The following is a 16,432-nucleotide window of genomic DNA, read 5'->3' as shown; positions in this document are numbered from 1 at the left end:
CCTTCCTGGCCTCGATGTCGTGCTTCACCCTCAAGTCGACACGCATAAAAAGCCTCCCATTTCTCATGTCCAAGAAATGGGAGGCAGTTCATCGTTCGCGTTCCGGGGGCTTTTTGCTGCCGCGAGGATGCGGCTAAACGATACGCTCGGGTTAAATCGGATCTTATATTTCGCATGCGCTTTATATGGCTCCATTTTTGGGTACAGTGTTGAGCCGATATTGCATTGGGGGATATATGAGCGATGAGACACGTGGCCGCGAGGATGCGGCCCAGGATGCGGAAGCATGTGCCGAGGCCCTGGAGAGCCTTGACCGGATTGCGTTAGACGAGCTCTCGTTGAGCGATTTGGCCGTCGACGCGCAGGACGAGATGCGCGAAGGCACTGAGGACGAAGGCAGCGACGCCAAAGACGCTTCTGACGAGGCCGAAGCCGAAGCCGAAGAGGACGATAGCAAGGACGACGTCCAGTCGGAATCCGCCTCGGGAGAAGGGACCGCCCTGCTTGGCAGCTTGCCTGCCGATGACTCGCTCACCCGCGAGCTTCCTGGCCTGGGTTCTGCGCCGGCCGTCGACGAGACCATCGCCATGGGCGATATTCCCCTGCCGTCCGTTCCCTCGGCACGCGAAGCCAAGGCTCGCCATCACAAGATGTCGCCCAAGCGACGCAATTTGATGGTTGCCGGCGTCGTTGCCGCCGCGCTCGTTGCCGGCGGCGCGGGCTATGCCGCTTGGAACGGATACCAACAAGAACAGGCCGCCATCGCTGCCGTCAACGCCCACACCATGATGTCGGTGCAGATTGGCGTACATGCCGCAGGGCTCGACTGTTCCACCGGCTCCAAGATTCCCGTGCAGGTGAGCGGGCAAGACTCTGACGGCTCCTCCGTGAGCGAAACGCTCTACGTTGACGAGCACGGCCGCGGTATTAAGCTGCTGCCTGGCGACTATACGCTCTCCATCGCTGGGTCCCCCATCGCAGCTGACGGTACCATTTACACCGTGCCGACCACCAAGGCGCAGGTTAGCGTAAAGAGCGACGGGCAGGACCTGAGCGCTCAGGCATCCTTTAAGCTTAAGGTACCTTCGGCAGACACGGTGACCGACGACCAGATCGATGCCGCGGCCAAGTACGCCGAGGAGGGTGGCGTGAGCTCTGCCGCGGTCGCAAAGGTGCTCCAGCAGGCGGCAACCGCGCGCCGTGACGCCGCCGTCAATGCCATGAGTTCCCGCGAGGCGCAGGCGGCCCGCGACGCCGATGCTCGGCATAAGGCAACGAACCTGTATCAGCTCGATATTCCCGTTGAGTGGTACGGCAAAGTCGCGACTTGGCAAAACGGCAATACGCTGTGCATCTATCTTGCCAGCGACAGCAATACGCCGATCGCGACGCTTGTCGCAGTGCGCGACGGCGAGAGCTTTACGCCCGATAAGGGCGATACGGTTTTGGGTGCGGCAAGCCTTGGCAACGGCTACACGGTCTACGCCAGCGGCCCCGTCTATCCGTATGTGGTGCCCCAGACCATCAACGGGCGCACGCAAGACCCCGTGTCGACCTACCCCATGGACACGGCCATCGATCTTGTCGAGCTTACAACCGGCAACCGCTATACCTATAGCCAGATCAAGAACGTACTGGTCGGCAAAGACGGCAAGGCAGACGCCGCGACCAAACTCGAGACCGACTACCTCGCCCAGATTCTGATGCCAAGCATCAAGGCCCAAGACTAGCCGGCCGCAGCGAGGGTAGCTAATTTGGGACGGGGCTTTTTTAGCTGCCCCGACCGTTAATCGACTAAACCGGCACATTACCAGCCGGGGCAGCTAAAAAAGCCCCGTCCCAAATTAGCTACCCTGCAGGAGTTAGCGCCACGGATCGGCTTCGAACATCGGCTCGCGCTCGGGGCGGCGATCGCTGTAGGGATCGTAGCCGTCGTCGTCCTCGTTCTCGGCACGGATGTAGGGGTCGCGCGGCTTGGGTGCCGGCTTAGGCGCAGGCTTGGGTGCGGCGGGCGCTGACTCAGGCGCCGGTGCGTTCGTCTCGTTCTCGTCTTTCATCTGCATAGCTCCTTGCCATGTACTCACGTTCAACATCATCGATTGTCGCACGAAAAAGGGCGGCGGACCCAATTGGATCCGCCGCCCTTGGCGTTTGGCTCAAAAGGTAGATTTTAAGGCATGGCCCAACAATCTACTCGGCGTCGGGCACCTCGTAGGTGGCAGACGGCGTGTTATCGCACACGACGGTAAAGGCACCGTCCTTGTCGACGTCAACCGTCACCTGATCGCCCTCGCGCACCGTACCGTCGATGATAGCGGCGGCGATGGCGTCCACGACCTCGCGCTGCACCAGACGCTTGAGCGGACGGGCACCAAAGACCGGGTCCAGACCGCCCACGGCGAGCATCTGCTTGGCCGCCGGGGTGATGGCAAGCGTCATGCGCTCCTTGGCCAGACGTGCGCGGACGTCGGCGAGCTGAATATCGACGATCTTTTCGATCTGCGCCATGCCGAGCGGATGGAACACCACGATATCGTCGATACGGTTGAGGAACTCGGGACGGAAAGTCTGAGCCATGGCCGCGTCAACCTGATGGCGCATCTCCTCCTCGTCCTTGCCCGAAAGATCGGCGATAGCCTTGGAGCCCACGTTGGACGTCATGATGATGATCGTGTTCTTGAAGGACACCTGACGACCCTGACCATCGGTCAGACGACCGTCGTCGAGCACCTGCAGCAGCACGTTGAAGACATCCGGATGAGCCTTCTCCATCTCGTCGAGCAAGATCACGGAGTACGGACGACGGCGCACGGCCTCGGTGAGCTGTCCGCCCTCGTCGTAGCCCACGTATCCCGGGGGTGCACCGATCAGACGCTGAACGCTGAACTTCTCCATGTACTCGGACATGTCGATACGCACGAGCGCGCGCTCGTCATCGAACAGGCACTCGGCCAGCGCCTTGGCGAGTTCGGTCTTGCCCACACCGGTGGGGCCCAGGAAGAAGAAGCTGCCGATGGGCTTGTCCGGATCGGAGAGGCCCGCACGGCTACGGCGCACGGCCGCGGCGACGGCGGAGACGGCCTCATCCTGGCCGATGACGCGCTTATGCAGCTCGCCTTCCAAGCCCTTCAGCTTGTCGAGCTCACCCTGCATCATCTTGGAGACGGGCACACCGGTCCAGGCGCTCACGACCTCGGCGATCTCATCGGAGGTCACCTGCTCGTTGAGGCCTTCACCGTCCTGCTGCTTTTGTGCCTCGAGCGCGGCCTCGGAATCCTGAATCTGCTGCTGCAGACCCGGAATCACGGAGTAACGCAGCTCGGACGCACGGCCCAAGTCTCCGTTGCGCGTCGCACGTTCCTCTTCGCTCTTGGCCTCATCGAGCATGCCCTTGAGCTCCTGCACATGGTCGATGGCGTTCTTTTGGTTGAGCCAACCGGCCTTTTGCACGTTGAGCTTTTCTTGAACCTCGGCAATCTCCTGGCGCAGGGTCTCCAGACGCTCCTTGGAGGCGTCGTCGGTCTCCTTCATGAGCGCCTGTTCCTCGATCTGCAGCTGGGTGAGCTGACGCGTGGTGGCGTCGATCTCGACCGGCATGCTGTCGAGCTCCATGCGCAGGCGGCTTGCGGCCTCATCGACCAGGTCGATGGCCTTGTCGGGCAGGAAGCGGTCGGCGATATAACGATCGGAGAGGTCGGCGGCGGCCACGAGCGCGCTATCGGTAATGTGCACGCCGTGGAAGATCTCGTACTTCTCCTTGAGGCCACGCAGAATCGAGATGGTGTCCTCGACGGTAGGCTCGCTCACCATAACGGTCTGGAAACGACGGGCGAGCGCCGCGTCCTTCTCGATGTACTTGCGGTATTCGTCGAGCGTGGTCGCGCCGATCGCGTGCAGGTCGCCGCGGGCGAGCGCAGGCTTGAGGATGTTGCCGGCGTCCATGGAGCCCTCGGTGGCACCCGCGCCCACAATGGTGTGGAGCTCATCGATGAACAGGATGACCTTGCCTTCGGACTTTTGCACTTCCTTGAGCACGGCCTTTAAGCGGTCCTCGAACTCGCCGCGGTACTTGGCACCGGCGACCAGCGCGCTCATGTCGAGCTCGATGAGGTCGCGGTCGCGCAGCGTGCTCGGCACGTCGCCGGCCACGATACGCTGGGCGATGCCCTCGACGATGGCCGTTTTACCGACACCCGGCTCACCGATGAGCACAGGGTTGTTCTTGGTGCGACGGGACAGGACCTGGATAGTACGACGAATCTCGTCGGTACGGCCGATAACCGGATCGAGCTTGCCGGCACGGGCCAGGTCGCAGATGTTGCGGCCGTACTGCTCCAGTGCCTCAAACTGGGTCTTGTCCTTGGCGGACGTCACGCGGTCATCGCCGCGCAGCTCCTCGTAGACCTGCTCGATACGCTCCTTGGTAACGCCGGCGTCGCGCAGCACGCGGCCCGCCTCACCTTTGTCCTCGGCAAGCGCCATCAGCAGATGCTCGGTCACTACAAAGCTGTCGCCCATCTTGGTGGCCTTTTTCTCGGCCTTCTCGATGACACGGACGAGCTCGTTGGACAGGCCCATCTGCTGGCCCTCGCCCGAAACCTTGGGTGCGCGGTCGATGGCATCTTGCGTGGAGTGTGCAAGCTGGGCTGGGTCGGCGCCGATGCGCTCGATAATCACGGAGATATTGCGCTCGCCGGCACCGAGCAGGGCGGACAGCAGGTGAATCGGCTCCACCGCGCCGGCCTGTGCGTCGGCAGCCGTGCTCATGGCGGTCTGTAACGCCTCGCGCGACGTCATTGCTAGCTTATCGATTCTCATGGAATCACCTCTCTTGGGGCGGCCGCCCTACGGGGCGGCTTCACGTTGTCCGAGAAGTATTGTTGCCAGCTTTGTACGATCTTATACACAAATCTAAGTCTCTATATATAAGATTTTCTGAGTGATTGATGGATAGGGAGCAGGCACGCTCACCCGCTGCGGTCTCGTCCCCTTACTATCTCAATCTGTAACATCTAGCGGCTGTTTATGGCTCCAGATGTTACAAATCAAGATGAAATGACCAGCGGCACCCGTTTGTCTCAATCTGTAACATCTACTCGGCAAATAGAGCTCTATCTGTTACAAATCGAGACGAACAGAAGACACTCGAATCGAAAATCTAAATCTGTAACACCAGGCTCACTTTTAGCGGCCAAGATGTTACAGGTCGAGACAAACCGAGAACCGCCACAAAGGTGCCTGCCCCCTTTGTGGCGGTTCTCGACAAAAAAGAAGCCACCCCATTAACAGAGGCGGCATCAAGCAAACCTATTTATTAGCGTCCCTCAAGACCCAACGAGAACGCAGAAATGTAGCCCGGGGCTTATCCTTTCCCGAACGCGACCCTCGCGAAGCGCGTGAGCGGGCGGGAAAGGATAAGCCCCGGGCGGACAATTAAGTGCGTTACTCGGCAGCGGCCTTGAACTTGTTGTAGTTGATCAGGCAGCCGGCCTTGACGATGGCACGCTCCTCCGCCGTCATATCGGCAATGTAGAGCTCAATCTGCTCGACCGCACCATCGGCGCGCACCACGTAGGCGGCGATGTTCTGCAGATCGCCGTCGAGCGCGGCACGGATACCCGGCACGAAGACGTAGTCGCCCACCTCAAAGTTGGGCTCGGCCTCCATCTGGAAGGGCACCATGCCCCAGTTCATCACATTGGAGCGATAGCGCTTGGTGGCGTACTCGTGGACGATGTTGGCCAGACCGCCAATCACGCGCTGGCAGCTCGCGGCCTGCTCGCGGGCAGAACCGTCACCGGGCTTCTTGGCATAGAGCATGGAGCCGTACTCGGTCGCCTTGGCATCGGCCACGACGCCGGCGCCGGCCAGCGCCTCAAACACGCCGGCAAGCTCGGCATCGAGTGCCGCCAGATCGCCCGCCGCCTCGCCGGCAACGCGGCGCTTCTCCACGGCGTCGACCTCCTTGGAACGACCCACGTAGGCCGGATCGCGGCGGCTGAGCGTAAACTCTGCCAGGCCCAGCGGGTTGGAGCGGAAGGAGCTCGTCTCACCCGAGGGAATGAGCTCGTCGGTCGTGGTGACCGGGTCCATGATCTTGGAGCACACCTTGAGCAGGATATCGTCGCCGAGAGGCTCCATCGCGGGCCACGGCTTGATGTTGGGGCCTTCGACCAGCTCGTCAGCAGGCTCGGCCTTGCCAAAGCCCCAGTACACGCGCTTTTTATACGGCGCGTCGTCAAAGGTGTACTCGCAGGCCTCGTCCCAAGTCTCCTCGGGCAGGTCGGTCGCCGGCGTCAGGACGCCTCCGTTGGCGGCCGTCGCCGCAATGGAGCGAGCGTCCATTAGGGCCACGGCGCTCAGCTGACCATTGCCCGGCTTGGAACCCTCGCGGTTGGGGAAGTTGCGCGTGGTGTGGCGGATGGACAGGCCGTTGTTGGCAGGCGTGTCGCCGGCGCCAAAGCACGGACCGCAGAACGCCGTGCGCACGATCGCGCCGGCCTCCATAAGGTCGTAGATATAGCCACGGCGCGTAAGTTCGAGTGCCACGGGCTGGCTCGTGGGATAGACCGACAGCGAGAACTCGCCGCAGCCGGTGTTGGCGCCCTTGAGCACGCGGGCAGCCTGGACCACGGAGTCGTAGTTGCCGCCCGAGCAGCCGGCGATAACGCCCTGTTGCACGTGAAGCTTGCCGTCGACGATCTTGTCGAGCAGGCTAAAGTGCGTCTTGCCCTCGCCGATCTTAGCGGCCTCGAGCTCCACCTCATGCAGGATGTCCTCGAGGTTCTCGTTGAGCTCCTCGATCTCAAAGCCGTTGGAAGGATGGAATGGCAGCGCGATCATGGGCTTGATGCTCGACAGATCGACCTCGACGCAACCGTCGTAGTAGGCGACATCGGCGGGCTTGAGCTCGCGGTAGTCGTCGCCGCGACCGTGCGTGGCCAAAAACGCGTGCGTGTCCTCGTCGGTGGCCCAGATGCTCGACAGGCAGGTGGTCTCGGTGGTCATGACGTCGACGCCGTTGCGGTAATCGGTCGTCATGCTCGCGATGCCGGGGCCCACAAACTCCATGACCTTGTTCTTGACATAGCCCTTGGCAAAGACGGCACGGATGATGGCGAGCGCCACGTCGTGCGGGCCGACGCCGGGACGCGGGGCGCCCGTGAGGTAGATAGCGACAACGCCGGGATAGGCAACGTCGTAGGTGTCGCGCAGCAACTGCTTTGCCAGCTCGCCGCCGCCCTCGCCCACGGCCATGGTGCCCAGGGCGCCATAGCGGGTGTGCGAGTCGGAGCCCAGGATCATCTTGCCGCAACCGGCGAAGTTCTCGCGCATAAAGGAGTGGATGACGGCGATGTGCGGCGGAACGAAGATGCCGCCGTACTTTTTGGCCGCGGAAAGGCCAAAGACGTGGTCGTCCTCATTGATGGTGCCGCCCACGGCGCACAGCGAGTTATGGCAGTTGGTGAGCACGTAGGGCAGCGGGAACTGCTCCATGCCCGAGGCGCGCGCCGTCTGGATGATGCCGACAAAGGTGATGTCGTGGCTCGCCATGGCATCGAAGCGAATCTTGAGCGCCTCGGGGTCGCCGGACGTATTGTGTGCCTGGAGGATCGAATACGCGATGGTGCCGCGCTTGGCATCCTCGGGCGTCTGCGTAATACCGCGCTCAGCAGCCTCGGCCGCAGGCACAACCTCGCTGCCGCCGCGCAGGTAGATGCCGTCTTCGTACAGCTTGACCATACTGTCTCCCACTCTGCCCAAAAGATTTGGGCGCATAGCATGCATTCGTTCAATATCGTGCCATAGAACGGTTGCGAGTGGGTTACGAATCTGCACGTTCACTTTATCTCGGTAAAGTACAGGACGAGCCCGATGTGGGTCAGCAGATTTGGTGCAAGAGCGTCCCTTTCGACTAGTCATTTAAGAACGTCCCCAATGACTACCAACGACTACCGCATTCGGAGCAAGGCAACGCCGCAGGTAGAGGATGGACAGCGAGCGGGCCGCATTTCCAAAGTGAGGAACGTCCCCAAGTGCCGCATCCGGGCCATGGCAACGCCGCAGGTAGAGGACGGACAGCGAGCGACGTCCAGGGCGAACAAGTTGGCATGAAAAAGGCAAGGCATAGACCTTCTGGTCATGCCTTGCCTTTTGAATGACAAATTGTCGCCCTGGGCGGCGCGCAGCGTCGACCGGTCCGCCGTTCGTTAGAACGGCGGAACCTAGAGATCCCCGCCGGCTCCCAGTAGCTTGCGCATGACCTGTTCGGGATTAACCGATCCATCGCGCGGGGCCAGGGAGGTGATCTTCTTCTGCATCTTGTACTCGTGCAGCTCGTCCTCGAGCTGGCGCATGCGGGCGCGGAGCTTTTCGTTCTCGCGCTCGCGCTCCTCGGCACGCTCCTTCATATCGAGGATGCGCACCACGCCGGCAAGGTTGATGCCCTCGTCGGTCAGCTGGTTGATGAGCTCCAGGCGCTCGATATCGGCACGCGAATACAGGCGCGTGTTGCCGCCCGAGCGCTGGGGGTTCACCAGACCCTTGGACTCGTAGACGCGCAGAGTCTGCGGATGCATGCCGGTCAGCTCGGCCGCCACGCTGATCATGTACAGCGGTTTGTTCCTATTGTCCTCGGCCATGCTACCTGACCCCTTTCCGTCTCGTTATCGTCCATCATAAGCCCGCGGGCGTGGGCGTGTACCGCGACCGCCCTAGAACGTCGCCTTGTAACGGTTGACCTTCTCGCGGTAGTCGCGCGTGTCGGCCTCGCGCAGCTTGGTCATGGCATCGCGCTCGTCATCGGATAGGTTCGTGGGAACCTGCACCTTGATCTCGACGAGCAGCGCGCCCGTACGGCCACGGTGCTTAACGTCGGGCGCCCCCATCTCCTTAAAGCGGAACTTCTTGCCCGTCTGGGTACCCGCAGGCACTTTCAAACGGACCGTCGCACCGCCGGGCGTGGGCACGTCCACCGTGCAGCCGAGCGCCGCCTCGTAGACCGAGACCGGTATCTCCATGGTCACGTCGGCGCCTTTGCGCTTAAACAGCGGGTGCTCCTCCACATGCGTGGTCACGACCAGGTCGCCGCGCTCGCCACCGGCGATGCCATACTCGCCGCGACGCTTGTAGCGTAGCTTGCCGCCGTCGACCGCGCCCGCGGGCACCGAGACCGTAATGGTCTGCTGCTCGCCTGTCGAGGGAATGCGATAGGTGACCTTGTGCGTCACGCCGCGAAACGCGTCCTCGGCCGTCACATCGACGGTCAGCGACAGGTCGCCGCCCTTGCGAGCGCGGCTGCGACCCGCGCCGGCACCGGCAGCGCCTGCAGCCCCGGCAAAGCCCGAGCCCCAATCGCTGCCCCAGGCGCCGTTGCCGCTAAAGATGCTGTCGAAGATGTCGCCCCAGCCGCTGGCACCCGCGCCGGCACCGTAGCCGCCGCCATACGCGCCGCCTGCGCCCGGCATGCCGCCAAACATGAGCATCTGGTCGTACTCTTTGCGCTTCTTCTCGTCCGAAAGCGTCTCGTAGGCCTCGCTGATCTCCTTGAACTTGGCCTCGTCGCCGCCGGCGTCGGGGTGATATTTTTGCGCGAGCTTGCGAAACGCGCTCTTGATCTCTTTGTCGGAGGCGCTCTTGGATACGCCCAGGATGTCATAGAAGGTTTTGCCTGCAGCCATCGTAGCTCCTCTCCTGTTTTATCCGTCGCCCAGCGGGCGGCGGTTCATGCTTTCATATGGCACTAGGCCAGAAAGGGCCCCGGGTGTTGCCCCGGGGCCCTTCTCAATTACTCCTCGGTGCTCTCGGCCGTATCGGCCGCAGCATCCTCGGGCGCCGCTTCGGGCTCCGGTGCGGGGCGCTTTTCGCCACCGTAGGTCACCGTCACCATCGCGGAACGCAGGATGCGGTCCGCCATGCGGTAGCCCTTCTGGTACACGTCGTTGACGGTCTCGTCGTACTGCGACGAGTCCTCGACACGACCCACAGCCTGGTGCTCGAGCGGATCGAACGCCTCGCCCTTGGGGTCGATGGGCTCAACGCCCTCGTGCGCAAACACATCGAGTAGCTTGGCATGCACCGCGTCGACGCCGTCGACGAACTGCTTAAAGTCGTCGGCAAGCTCTTGGCTGCGGGCATGGTCGATCGCACGCTCGATATCGTCGACCACCGGCAGCAGCGCAGTGACAAGCTTCTCTGTCGCGCGCTCACGCTCGGCGATACGCTCGCTGGCGGTGCGGCGACGGAAGTTCTCCCAGTCGGCCTGCAGACGGGCGGTGCGCTCGGTGGCGTCCTTCGCCTTGTCCTCGGCAGCCTTCTGAGCCTCTGCCGCAGCATCGAGCTCGTTGCGCACGTCGGCAAGCTCCTTCTGGGCCTGCTCGAACTTGAGCTTAAAGTCGTTGTCGGCGGCTTCCTCACCGGCGCGGATAGCGGCTTCCACCATCTCGTCCTCGGTCATCGTCGCCTCCTTGTTGGAATCCTCTACCTGGTTCTCGACAGCCTCGGCGGCCTCGGCCTCGTTGGCCTCGGTATCGTCGACGGCCTCTACGGGAATCTTCACGTCCTTCTCCTCAGAGTCAACGGGGGCGGCTCCAACGGCAGCCGCCTCCGTGCGAGCTTTACGGGCGGACATGATTACTTGTCCTCGTCGTCCACAACCTCGTAGTCGGCGTCGACGACGTCATCGTCGGCAGGCTGGGCGCCGGCGGCACCGTCGGTCTGCTGCTGAGCGTCGGCGTAGACAACCTGAGCCAGCTCGTAGGCCACGGACTGCAGGGACTCGCCAGCGGCCTTGATGGCCTCGACGTCAGAGCCCTCGAGCGCCTTCTTGGCATCGGCGATAGCGGCCTCGGCCTTGGACTTCACGTCGGCGGAAACCTTGTCGCCCAGCTCGTTGAGGGTCTGCTCGGTGGAGTAGCACAGGCTGTCGGTCTGGTTGCGGACCTCGACCTCTTCCTTCTGCTTCTTGTCCTCCTCGGCATGAGCCTCGGCGTCCTTGACCATACGATCGACTTCTTCGTCGGACAGAGCGGTGGAGCCGGAGATGGTGATCTGCTGCTCCTTGCCGGTGCCCTTGTCCTTAGCGGAGACCTTGACGATGCCGTTGGCGTCGATGTCGAAGGTGACCTCGATCTGCGGCACGCCGCGGCGGGCAGCCGGGATACCGGTCAGCTGGAACTTACCGAGCGACTTGTTGTCGCGGGCAAGTTCGCGCTCGCCCTGGAGCACGTTGATCTCGACGCTGGTCTGGTTGTCGGCAGCGGTGGAGTAGACCTCGGTCTTGGAGGTCGGAATCGTGGTGTTGCGGTCGATCATCTTGGTCATAATGCCGCCCATGGTCTCGACGCCCAGCGACAGCGGGGTAACGTCGAGCAGCAGGATGCCCTCGACGTCGCCGGTGAGCACGCCGCCCTGGACGGCAGCGCCGTCGGCAACGACCTCGTCGGGGTTCACGGACATGTTGGGCTGCTTGCCGGTCATGGTCTTGACGAGCTCCTGGACGGCGGGCATACGGGTGGAGCCGCCGACGAGGATGACCTCGGTCAGATCGGAGAGCTTAAGGTTAGCGTCGCGCAGGGCGTTGGTGACAGGCTGCTTGCAGCGCTCGAGCAGGTCGCGGGTGATCTTCTCGAACTCGGCGCGGGTCAGCGTGTAGTTGAGGTGCAGCGGGCCGGACTGGTTCATGGTGATGAACGGCAGGTTGATAGTGGACTGCTGGGCGGCGGAGAGCTCCTTCTTGGCGTTCTCGGCGGCCTCCTTCAGACGCTGCAGGGCCATGGGGTCCTGACGCAAGTCGACACCGTTCTCCTGCTGGAACTTATCGGCCATCCAGTCGATGACGCGCTGATCCCAGTCGTCGCCGCCCAGGTGGTTGTCGCCCGAGGTGGACAGAACCTCAAACACGCCGTCGGCGAGGTCGAGGATGGAGACGTCGAAGGTACCGCCGCCCAGGTCGAAGACCAGGATGCGCTGGTCGGAGCCCTGCTTGTCCAGGCCATAGGCCAAAGCGGCAGCGGTCGGCTCGTTGACGATACGCTTAACGTTGAGGCCGGCGATCTTACCGGCGTCCTTGGTGGCCTGACGCTGGGCGTCGTTGAAGTAGGCCGGGACGGTGATGACGGCGTCGGTGACGGTCTCGCCCAGATACTTCTCGGCGTCGGCCTTCATCTTTGCGAGCGTCATGGCGCTCACCTGCTCGGCGGTGTATTCCTTGCCCTCGATGTCGACGACGGCACGGCCACCCTGGCCCTCCTTGACCTCATACGGCACGGTCTTGAGCTCGGAGGTGCACTCGGAGTACTTGCGGCCCATGAAGCGCTTGATGGAGAACACGGTGTTCTTGGGGTTGGTGACTGCCTGGTTCTTAGCGGCCTTGCCCACGACGCGGTCGCCGTCGGCACGGAAGCCCACGACAGACGGGGTGGTGCGGTCGCCCTCGGCGTTCACGATGATGGTCGGAGAACCGCCCTCGAGAACGGCCATTGCGGAGTTAGTAGTACCAAGGTCGATACCAAGAATCTTGCCCATTAGAAATTCCCTCTCTCTTGTGCGTTTGCACCGACTCGGCGGTCTGCCAAGCGGTCTTTCGGTTTGTCTTTCAGGATGTAGTGTATCCCCTTATGGACCGGAATATACAAAATCTAAGTCAATTCATATAAGATTTCTTATCACTTAGAGTTTAGGTTCTCGAATACGCAGGTAGATGCGCTGATTGAGTTCTCGGCAAATCTCTCGAGATCTATGTAGAGATGGCTGAGGTTTGGGCCGGGGGTGCCTGGGGCTGCTTTACGGAAAGCTCGTCCCGGTTTGAGTGTGGATTCCGGGTCGTAGTTTCCGTCTGAAGGCTCAACCGGAAACCGTATCCCGTTTTGAGAGCTGATACCGGGTCGTAGTTTCCGCTAGCGGGCCCAACCGGAAACTGCGACCCGTTTTTCGACCAGATAACGGGATGCGCTTTCCGAAAGCCCACTCAATTGCTCAATAATTCGAGTCACCTCTAGCTAACATTTGCACAGCTCACCAGCCTCACCTGTGCGTTTCTTAGTAAGCCTTGGCATACTCGGCGAATGGTATGAAGATGCCGGCCAGAGGGTATTGCAAACGGTCGCTCACGTGGTATGTTTTTGCCCGAATCAAACCGGCGCGCATCGCCTGTAGCGTCGGTCAACAGAGAGGAAACTACCATGGCTCATCCCGTAATTGATGCCGACGAGTGCATCGCTTGTGGCGTTTGCGTCGACTCCTGCCCCGCTGGCGTTCTGGAGCTCCAGGACGTCGCTACCGTTGCTGACGAGGACTCCTGCGTCGCCTGTGGCGCTTGCCAGGACGCTTGCCCCGCCGGCGCGATCACCGAGATCGTCGAGGAGTAACAACTCCCCCACTTGCACACTCACAAGTACACCGTGCACAAAAAAGGAGGCCTCCGCATCGCCGCAGAGGCCTCTTTTTTGTGCGGATAGCTAATTTGGCACCGTCGCAGGTTGAGCATAAGTCAGCGAAAACGCCCCTAAGCGAGCAAGGTGACGTGAAAGAGGAGGGAAGCGTACTTTTTTGTACGCGACCGACGATTGAACGTCAGATTGCCGCTTAGGGGCGTTTGCAGCGTCGGCTACGATAGATCGTCTTCGTAGGGCATCAGGTCTGCCAGATAGCCCTTCTCCTTGAGCATAGCCTCGATCTCGTCGAGGGTTTGCTCATCCTCTGCCGCGATGCGATGGAAGTGATAGCCGCTCGTCACCGTTAGTAGTGGAAAGCTTTTGCCGCTCTCGATATCGTGCAGGTAACGCTCAACATCGCGACGATTGCGGATGTCCAGGTCGGCCGTGATCTTACCGTACACGCGGTGATTGACGATCACGTTGAGCACGGCGCCTCCGGCGTCGACGATACTCGTGAGCTCATCGCCTGCCTGCTCCATGCTATGGCGAACCTTGACCAGGCGCGTGGGCACGGCGGGGCTGCTGGGGGCCTCCTGCAGCACGTAGCCGCGATTGGTCGCCACGATATCGTGCCCATCGGCGCGCAGCAGGGCGATGTCTTGCACGACAACCTGGCGGCTCACACCCACCTCGCGAGCAAGCGTACTGCCGGAGACGGGGTCTTTGGCTCGCTCGAGCACGCCCATGATGGAACGGCGACGCTCGCGGGCGTCCATTATTTACCGTCCAGCAGACGCAGGTGCTTAAGCGAGAGGTCGAGAATCGGCGCAGAGTGCGTCAACGCTCCCGAGCTAATAAAGTCAACGCCCAGGTCGGCAAGCGCACGGATATTGCTGGCATCCACGTTGCCCGAACACTCGGTCTTGGCGCGACCGGCAATAAGCTCAATCGCGGCAGCCATGTCATCGTGGGTCATGTTGTCGAGCATGATGATGTCGGCGCCGGCCTCCACGGCCTCGCGCACCATGTCCAGGTTCTCGCACTCGATCTCGACCGTCGCGGTAAACGATGCATGGGCGCGCGCCATCTCGATCGCACGCGTCACGCCGCCGGCGGCGTCGATGTGGTTGTCCTTGAGCATGACGGCCGTCGACAGATTGTAGCGGTGGTTGCTGCCGCCGCCGATCTCGACCGCGGCCTTCTCGAAGACGCGCATACCCGGCGTGGTCTTGCGCGTGTCGACGAGCACGGTCTTGGTGCCCTCGAGCGCCGCAGCCATCTGGTGCGTATAGGTAGCGATACCGCTCATGCGCTGCAGGTAGTTGAGCGCCACGCGCTCGCCCGAAAGCAGCACGCGCGCATCGCCGCGTACCTGGCCCACGTGGTCGCCGGCGTGCACCTCGTCTCCATCGGCAACATCAAACAGCACCGAGCTCTGCGAATCCAGCAGCTCAAAGGTGCGAGCGAACACATCCAGGCCCGCGATGATGCCATCGGCCTTGGCGATGAGCTCCACCGTGGCGGGACGCGCCGTGGGGCACACGCTCGCCGTGCTCACGTCCTCAAACGTAATGTCCTCGCGCAGAGCCTGCAGAATCAGATCATCGACGACGAGCTTCATGGTAATGGGGTTCATGGTCTACTCCTCCACGGCCTGCGTGCCGGCGGCACGGGCCAAATCATCGATTGCCAGGGTGTCGGCGCTCAGGGCGCGATGACGGCCATCGAGCGCGGGCTCGCCCGCCTGCTCCACGGCGAGCGACTGGCCGGTACGCATGTGCCACGCGGCGCGACGACCCCAGACCAGCGCCTCGAGCAGGCTGTTTGATGCAAGGCGGTTCTTGCCGTGAACGCCGTTGCAGGCCGTCTCGCCGGCGGCGTAGAGCTCGGGCATCGAGGTGCGGCCGTCCTTGTCGACCCACACGCCGCCCATAAAGTAGTGCTGCGTGGGTGTGACGGGAATGGGCTCGTCCAAGATGTCGCGGCCGTCCTCCAGGCAGCGTGCGCGAATGTTGGCAAAGTGTCCGGTCACGACGTCGCGCTCAACGGGGGCAAAGCTCAGCCACTCGTGCTCGGTACCATCCTGCTTCATCTGCTCGCGAATAGCGGCAGCGACCACATCGCGCGGCTGAAGCTCATCGGTAAAGCGCTCGCCGGCGGCGTTGAGCAAAATCGCGCCCTCGCCGCGGCAGCTCTCGCTGATCAGGAAGGTGCGGCCCGGCTGCGGCGAGAACAGTCCCGTGGGGTGAATCTGCACGTAGTCCAGGTGCTCCATCTTAATGCCATGCTCCTGGGCGATGTAGCAGGCATCGCCCGTGAGCTGCGGGTAGTTGGTCGAGTGGTCGTACACACCGCCGATGCCGCCTGTCGCCCACAGCGTGTGGCGGGCATGGATCTTAAACGGCTCGCCGGCATGCACGCCCTCGGCGGCATTTGCCAGCTCGTCGGCGGGGCGAACCGAGTTGTCCTCGTCCACGGGAACGGCGACGACGCCGATGCACGCCGTGGCGCCATCACGCTCGCCCGTCAGAATGTCGGTCATGGCCACGTGCTCCAAAATCTGCACGTTATCCAGCTTGCGAACGGCCTGGAGGAGCTTGGTCGTGATTTCCTTGCCCGTAATGTCGGCATGGAAGGCGATGCGCGGGCGGCTGTGCGCACCCTCGCGGGTAAAGTCGAGGCTGCCGTCGGCCTTGCGCTCAAAGTCCACGCCCATGGCCAGCAGGTCGTTGATGACCGAGCGGCTCGAGCGGATCATGATGTCGACGCTCTCGCGGCGGTTATCGTAGTGGCCGGCGTGCATGGTGTCCTCAAAGAAGGCGTCGTAGTCAGAGCCTTCGGGAAGCACGCAGATACCGCCCTGCGCGAGCATCGAATCGCACTCGTCGACAGCACCCTTGGAGAGCATGATCACGCGCGTGCTCGTCGGCAGATTGAGGGCCGCGTATAGGCCCGCCACGCCGCAACCGGCAATGACGACATCGCACTCCATGTCGGGGCATTGTTTGGTTTCCACAGGAATCCTCTCCCTTGTAATGTGACATAAGGGATGGTCC

At 62.2% G+C, this 16,432-nt stretch carries 12 protein-coding genes; 2 read left to right on the top strand and 10 right to left on the bottom strand.

What is annotated here, in order from left to right:
• The first annotated feature begins 236 nt into the window (after positions 1 to 236).
• Complete coding sequence (locus tag ACTNDJ_RS08535) at positions 237 to 1,730, top strand: hypothetical protein (RefSeq protein WP_441063853.1); 1,494 nt, start codon at positions 237 to 239, stop codon at positions 1,728 to 1,730.
• A 132-nt stretch (positions 1,731 to 1,862) separates the two neighbouring features.
• On the opposite strand, the gene ACTNDJ_RS08530 is transcribed toward ACTNDJ_RS08535, so the two are convergent.
• The 7 genes from ACTNDJ_RS08530 to dnaK all read right to left on the bottom strand — a co-directional run bounded on the left by ACTNDJ_RS08530 (position 1,863) and on the right by dnaK (position 12,525).
• Positions 1,863 to 2,057: a hypothetical protein gene (locus ACTNDJ_RS08530; RefSeq protein WP_229770727.1), complete on the bottom strand. Its 195-nt coding sequence runs from the start codon at positions 2,055 to 2,057 to the stop codon at positions 1,863 to 1,865.
• Positions 2,058 to 2,190: 133 nt separating this feature from the next.
• Positions 2,191 to 4,818 carry an ATP-dependent chaperone ClpB gene (gene clpB / locus ACTNDJ_RS08525; protein ID WP_441063854.1) on the bottom strand — a complete coding sequence of 876 codons (2,628 nt, stop codon included), beginning with the start codon at positions 4,816 to 4,818 and terminating at the stop codon, positions 2,191 to 2,193.
• Positions 4,819 to 5,442: 624 nt separating this feature from the next.
• On the bottom strand, positions 5,443 to 7,743 hold the full coding sequence (locus tag ACTNDJ_RS08520; RefSeq protein ID WP_441063855.1) for a hydratase: 2,301 nt from the start codon (positions 7,741 to 7,743) through the stop codon (positions 5,443 to 5,445).
• Positions 7,744 to 8,225: 482 nt separating this feature from the next.
• Positions 8,226 to 8,642 carry a heat shock protein transcriptional repressor HspR gene (locus ACTNDJ_RS08515; protein ID WP_427719306.1) on the bottom strand — a complete coding sequence of 139 codons (417 nt, stop codon included), beginning with the start codon at positions 8,640 to 8,642 and terminating at the stop codon, positions 8,226 to 8,228.
• Between the two features lie 72 nt (positions 8,643 to 8,714).
• A complete protein-coding gene (locus tag ACTNDJ_RS08510; RefSeq protein WP_441063856.1) occupies positions 8,715 to 9,680 on the bottom strand; it encodes a DnaJ C-terminal domain-containing protein in 966 nt (321 codons plus the stop codon).
• A 107-nt stretch (positions 9,681 to 9,787) separates the two neighbouring features.
• Complete coding sequence (locus ACTNDJ_RS08505) at positions 9,788 to 10,630, bottom strand: nucleotide exchange factor GrpE (protein WP_427727348.1); 843 nt, start codon at positions 10,628 to 10,630, stop codon at positions 9,788 to 9,790.
• A 2-nt stretch (positions 10,631 to 10,632) separates the two neighbouring features.
• Positions 10,633 to 12,525 carry a molecular chaperone DnaK gene (gene dnaK / locus ACTNDJ_RS08500; RefSeq protein WP_154518137.1) on the bottom strand — a complete coding sequence of 631 codons (1,893 nt, stop codon included), beginning with the start codon at positions 12,523 to 12,525 and terminating at the stop codon, positions 10,633 to 10,635.
• A 590-nt stretch (positions 12,526 to 13,115) separates the two neighbouring features.
• Here dnaK and ACTNDJ_RS08495 point away from each other — a divergent pair.
• Complete coding sequence (locus ACTNDJ_RS08495; RefSeq protein ID WP_158564522.1) at positions 13,116 to 13,367, top strand: indolepyruvate ferredoxin oxidoreductase subunit alpha; 252 nt, start codon at positions 13,116 to 13,118, stop codon at positions 13,365 to 13,367.
• A gap of 239 nt (positions 13,368 to 13,606) precedes the next feature.
• Here the strand turns inward: ACTNDJ_RS08495 and ACTNDJ_RS08490 are convergent, their stop codons facing one another.
• From ACTNDJ_RS08490 to ACTNDJ_RS08480, 3 genes are read right to left on the bottom strand one after another with little or no spacing between them, the layout of a single operon-like run.
• Complete coding sequence (locus ACTNDJ_RS08490; RefSeq protein WP_441063858.1) at positions 13,607 to 14,152, bottom strand: transcription repressor NadR; 546 nt, start codon at positions 14,150 to 14,152, stop codon at positions 13,607 to 13,609.
• Entirely contained in the window at positions 14,152 to 15,012 is an 861-nt protein-coding gene (gene nadC / locus ACTNDJ_RS08485) for a carboxylating nicotinate-nucleotide diphosphorylase (protein WP_427719300.1), read from the bottom strand. Before nadC ends, ACTNDJ_RS08490 begins: the two co-directional genes overlap by 1 nt.
• 3 nt (positions 15,013 to 15,015) lie before the next feature.
• Positions 15,016 to 16,392, bottom strand: a complete 1,377-nt coding sequence (locus ACTNDJ_RS08480) for an L-aspartate oxidase (RefSeq protein WP_441063860.1) — start codon at positions 16,390 to 16,392, stop codon at positions 15,016 to 15,018.
• Positions 16,393 to 16,432: the final 40 nt, after the last annotated feature.

Source organism: Collinsella sp. HCP3S3_D1, from assembly GCF_052064015.1.
GTDB lineage: Bacteria > Actinomycetota > Coriobacteriia > Coriobacteriales > Coriobacteriaceae > Collinsella.
The sequence above is the reverse complement of the archived record's forward strand: the minus strand, read 5'-3'. Positions and strand labels throughout refer to the sequence as shown.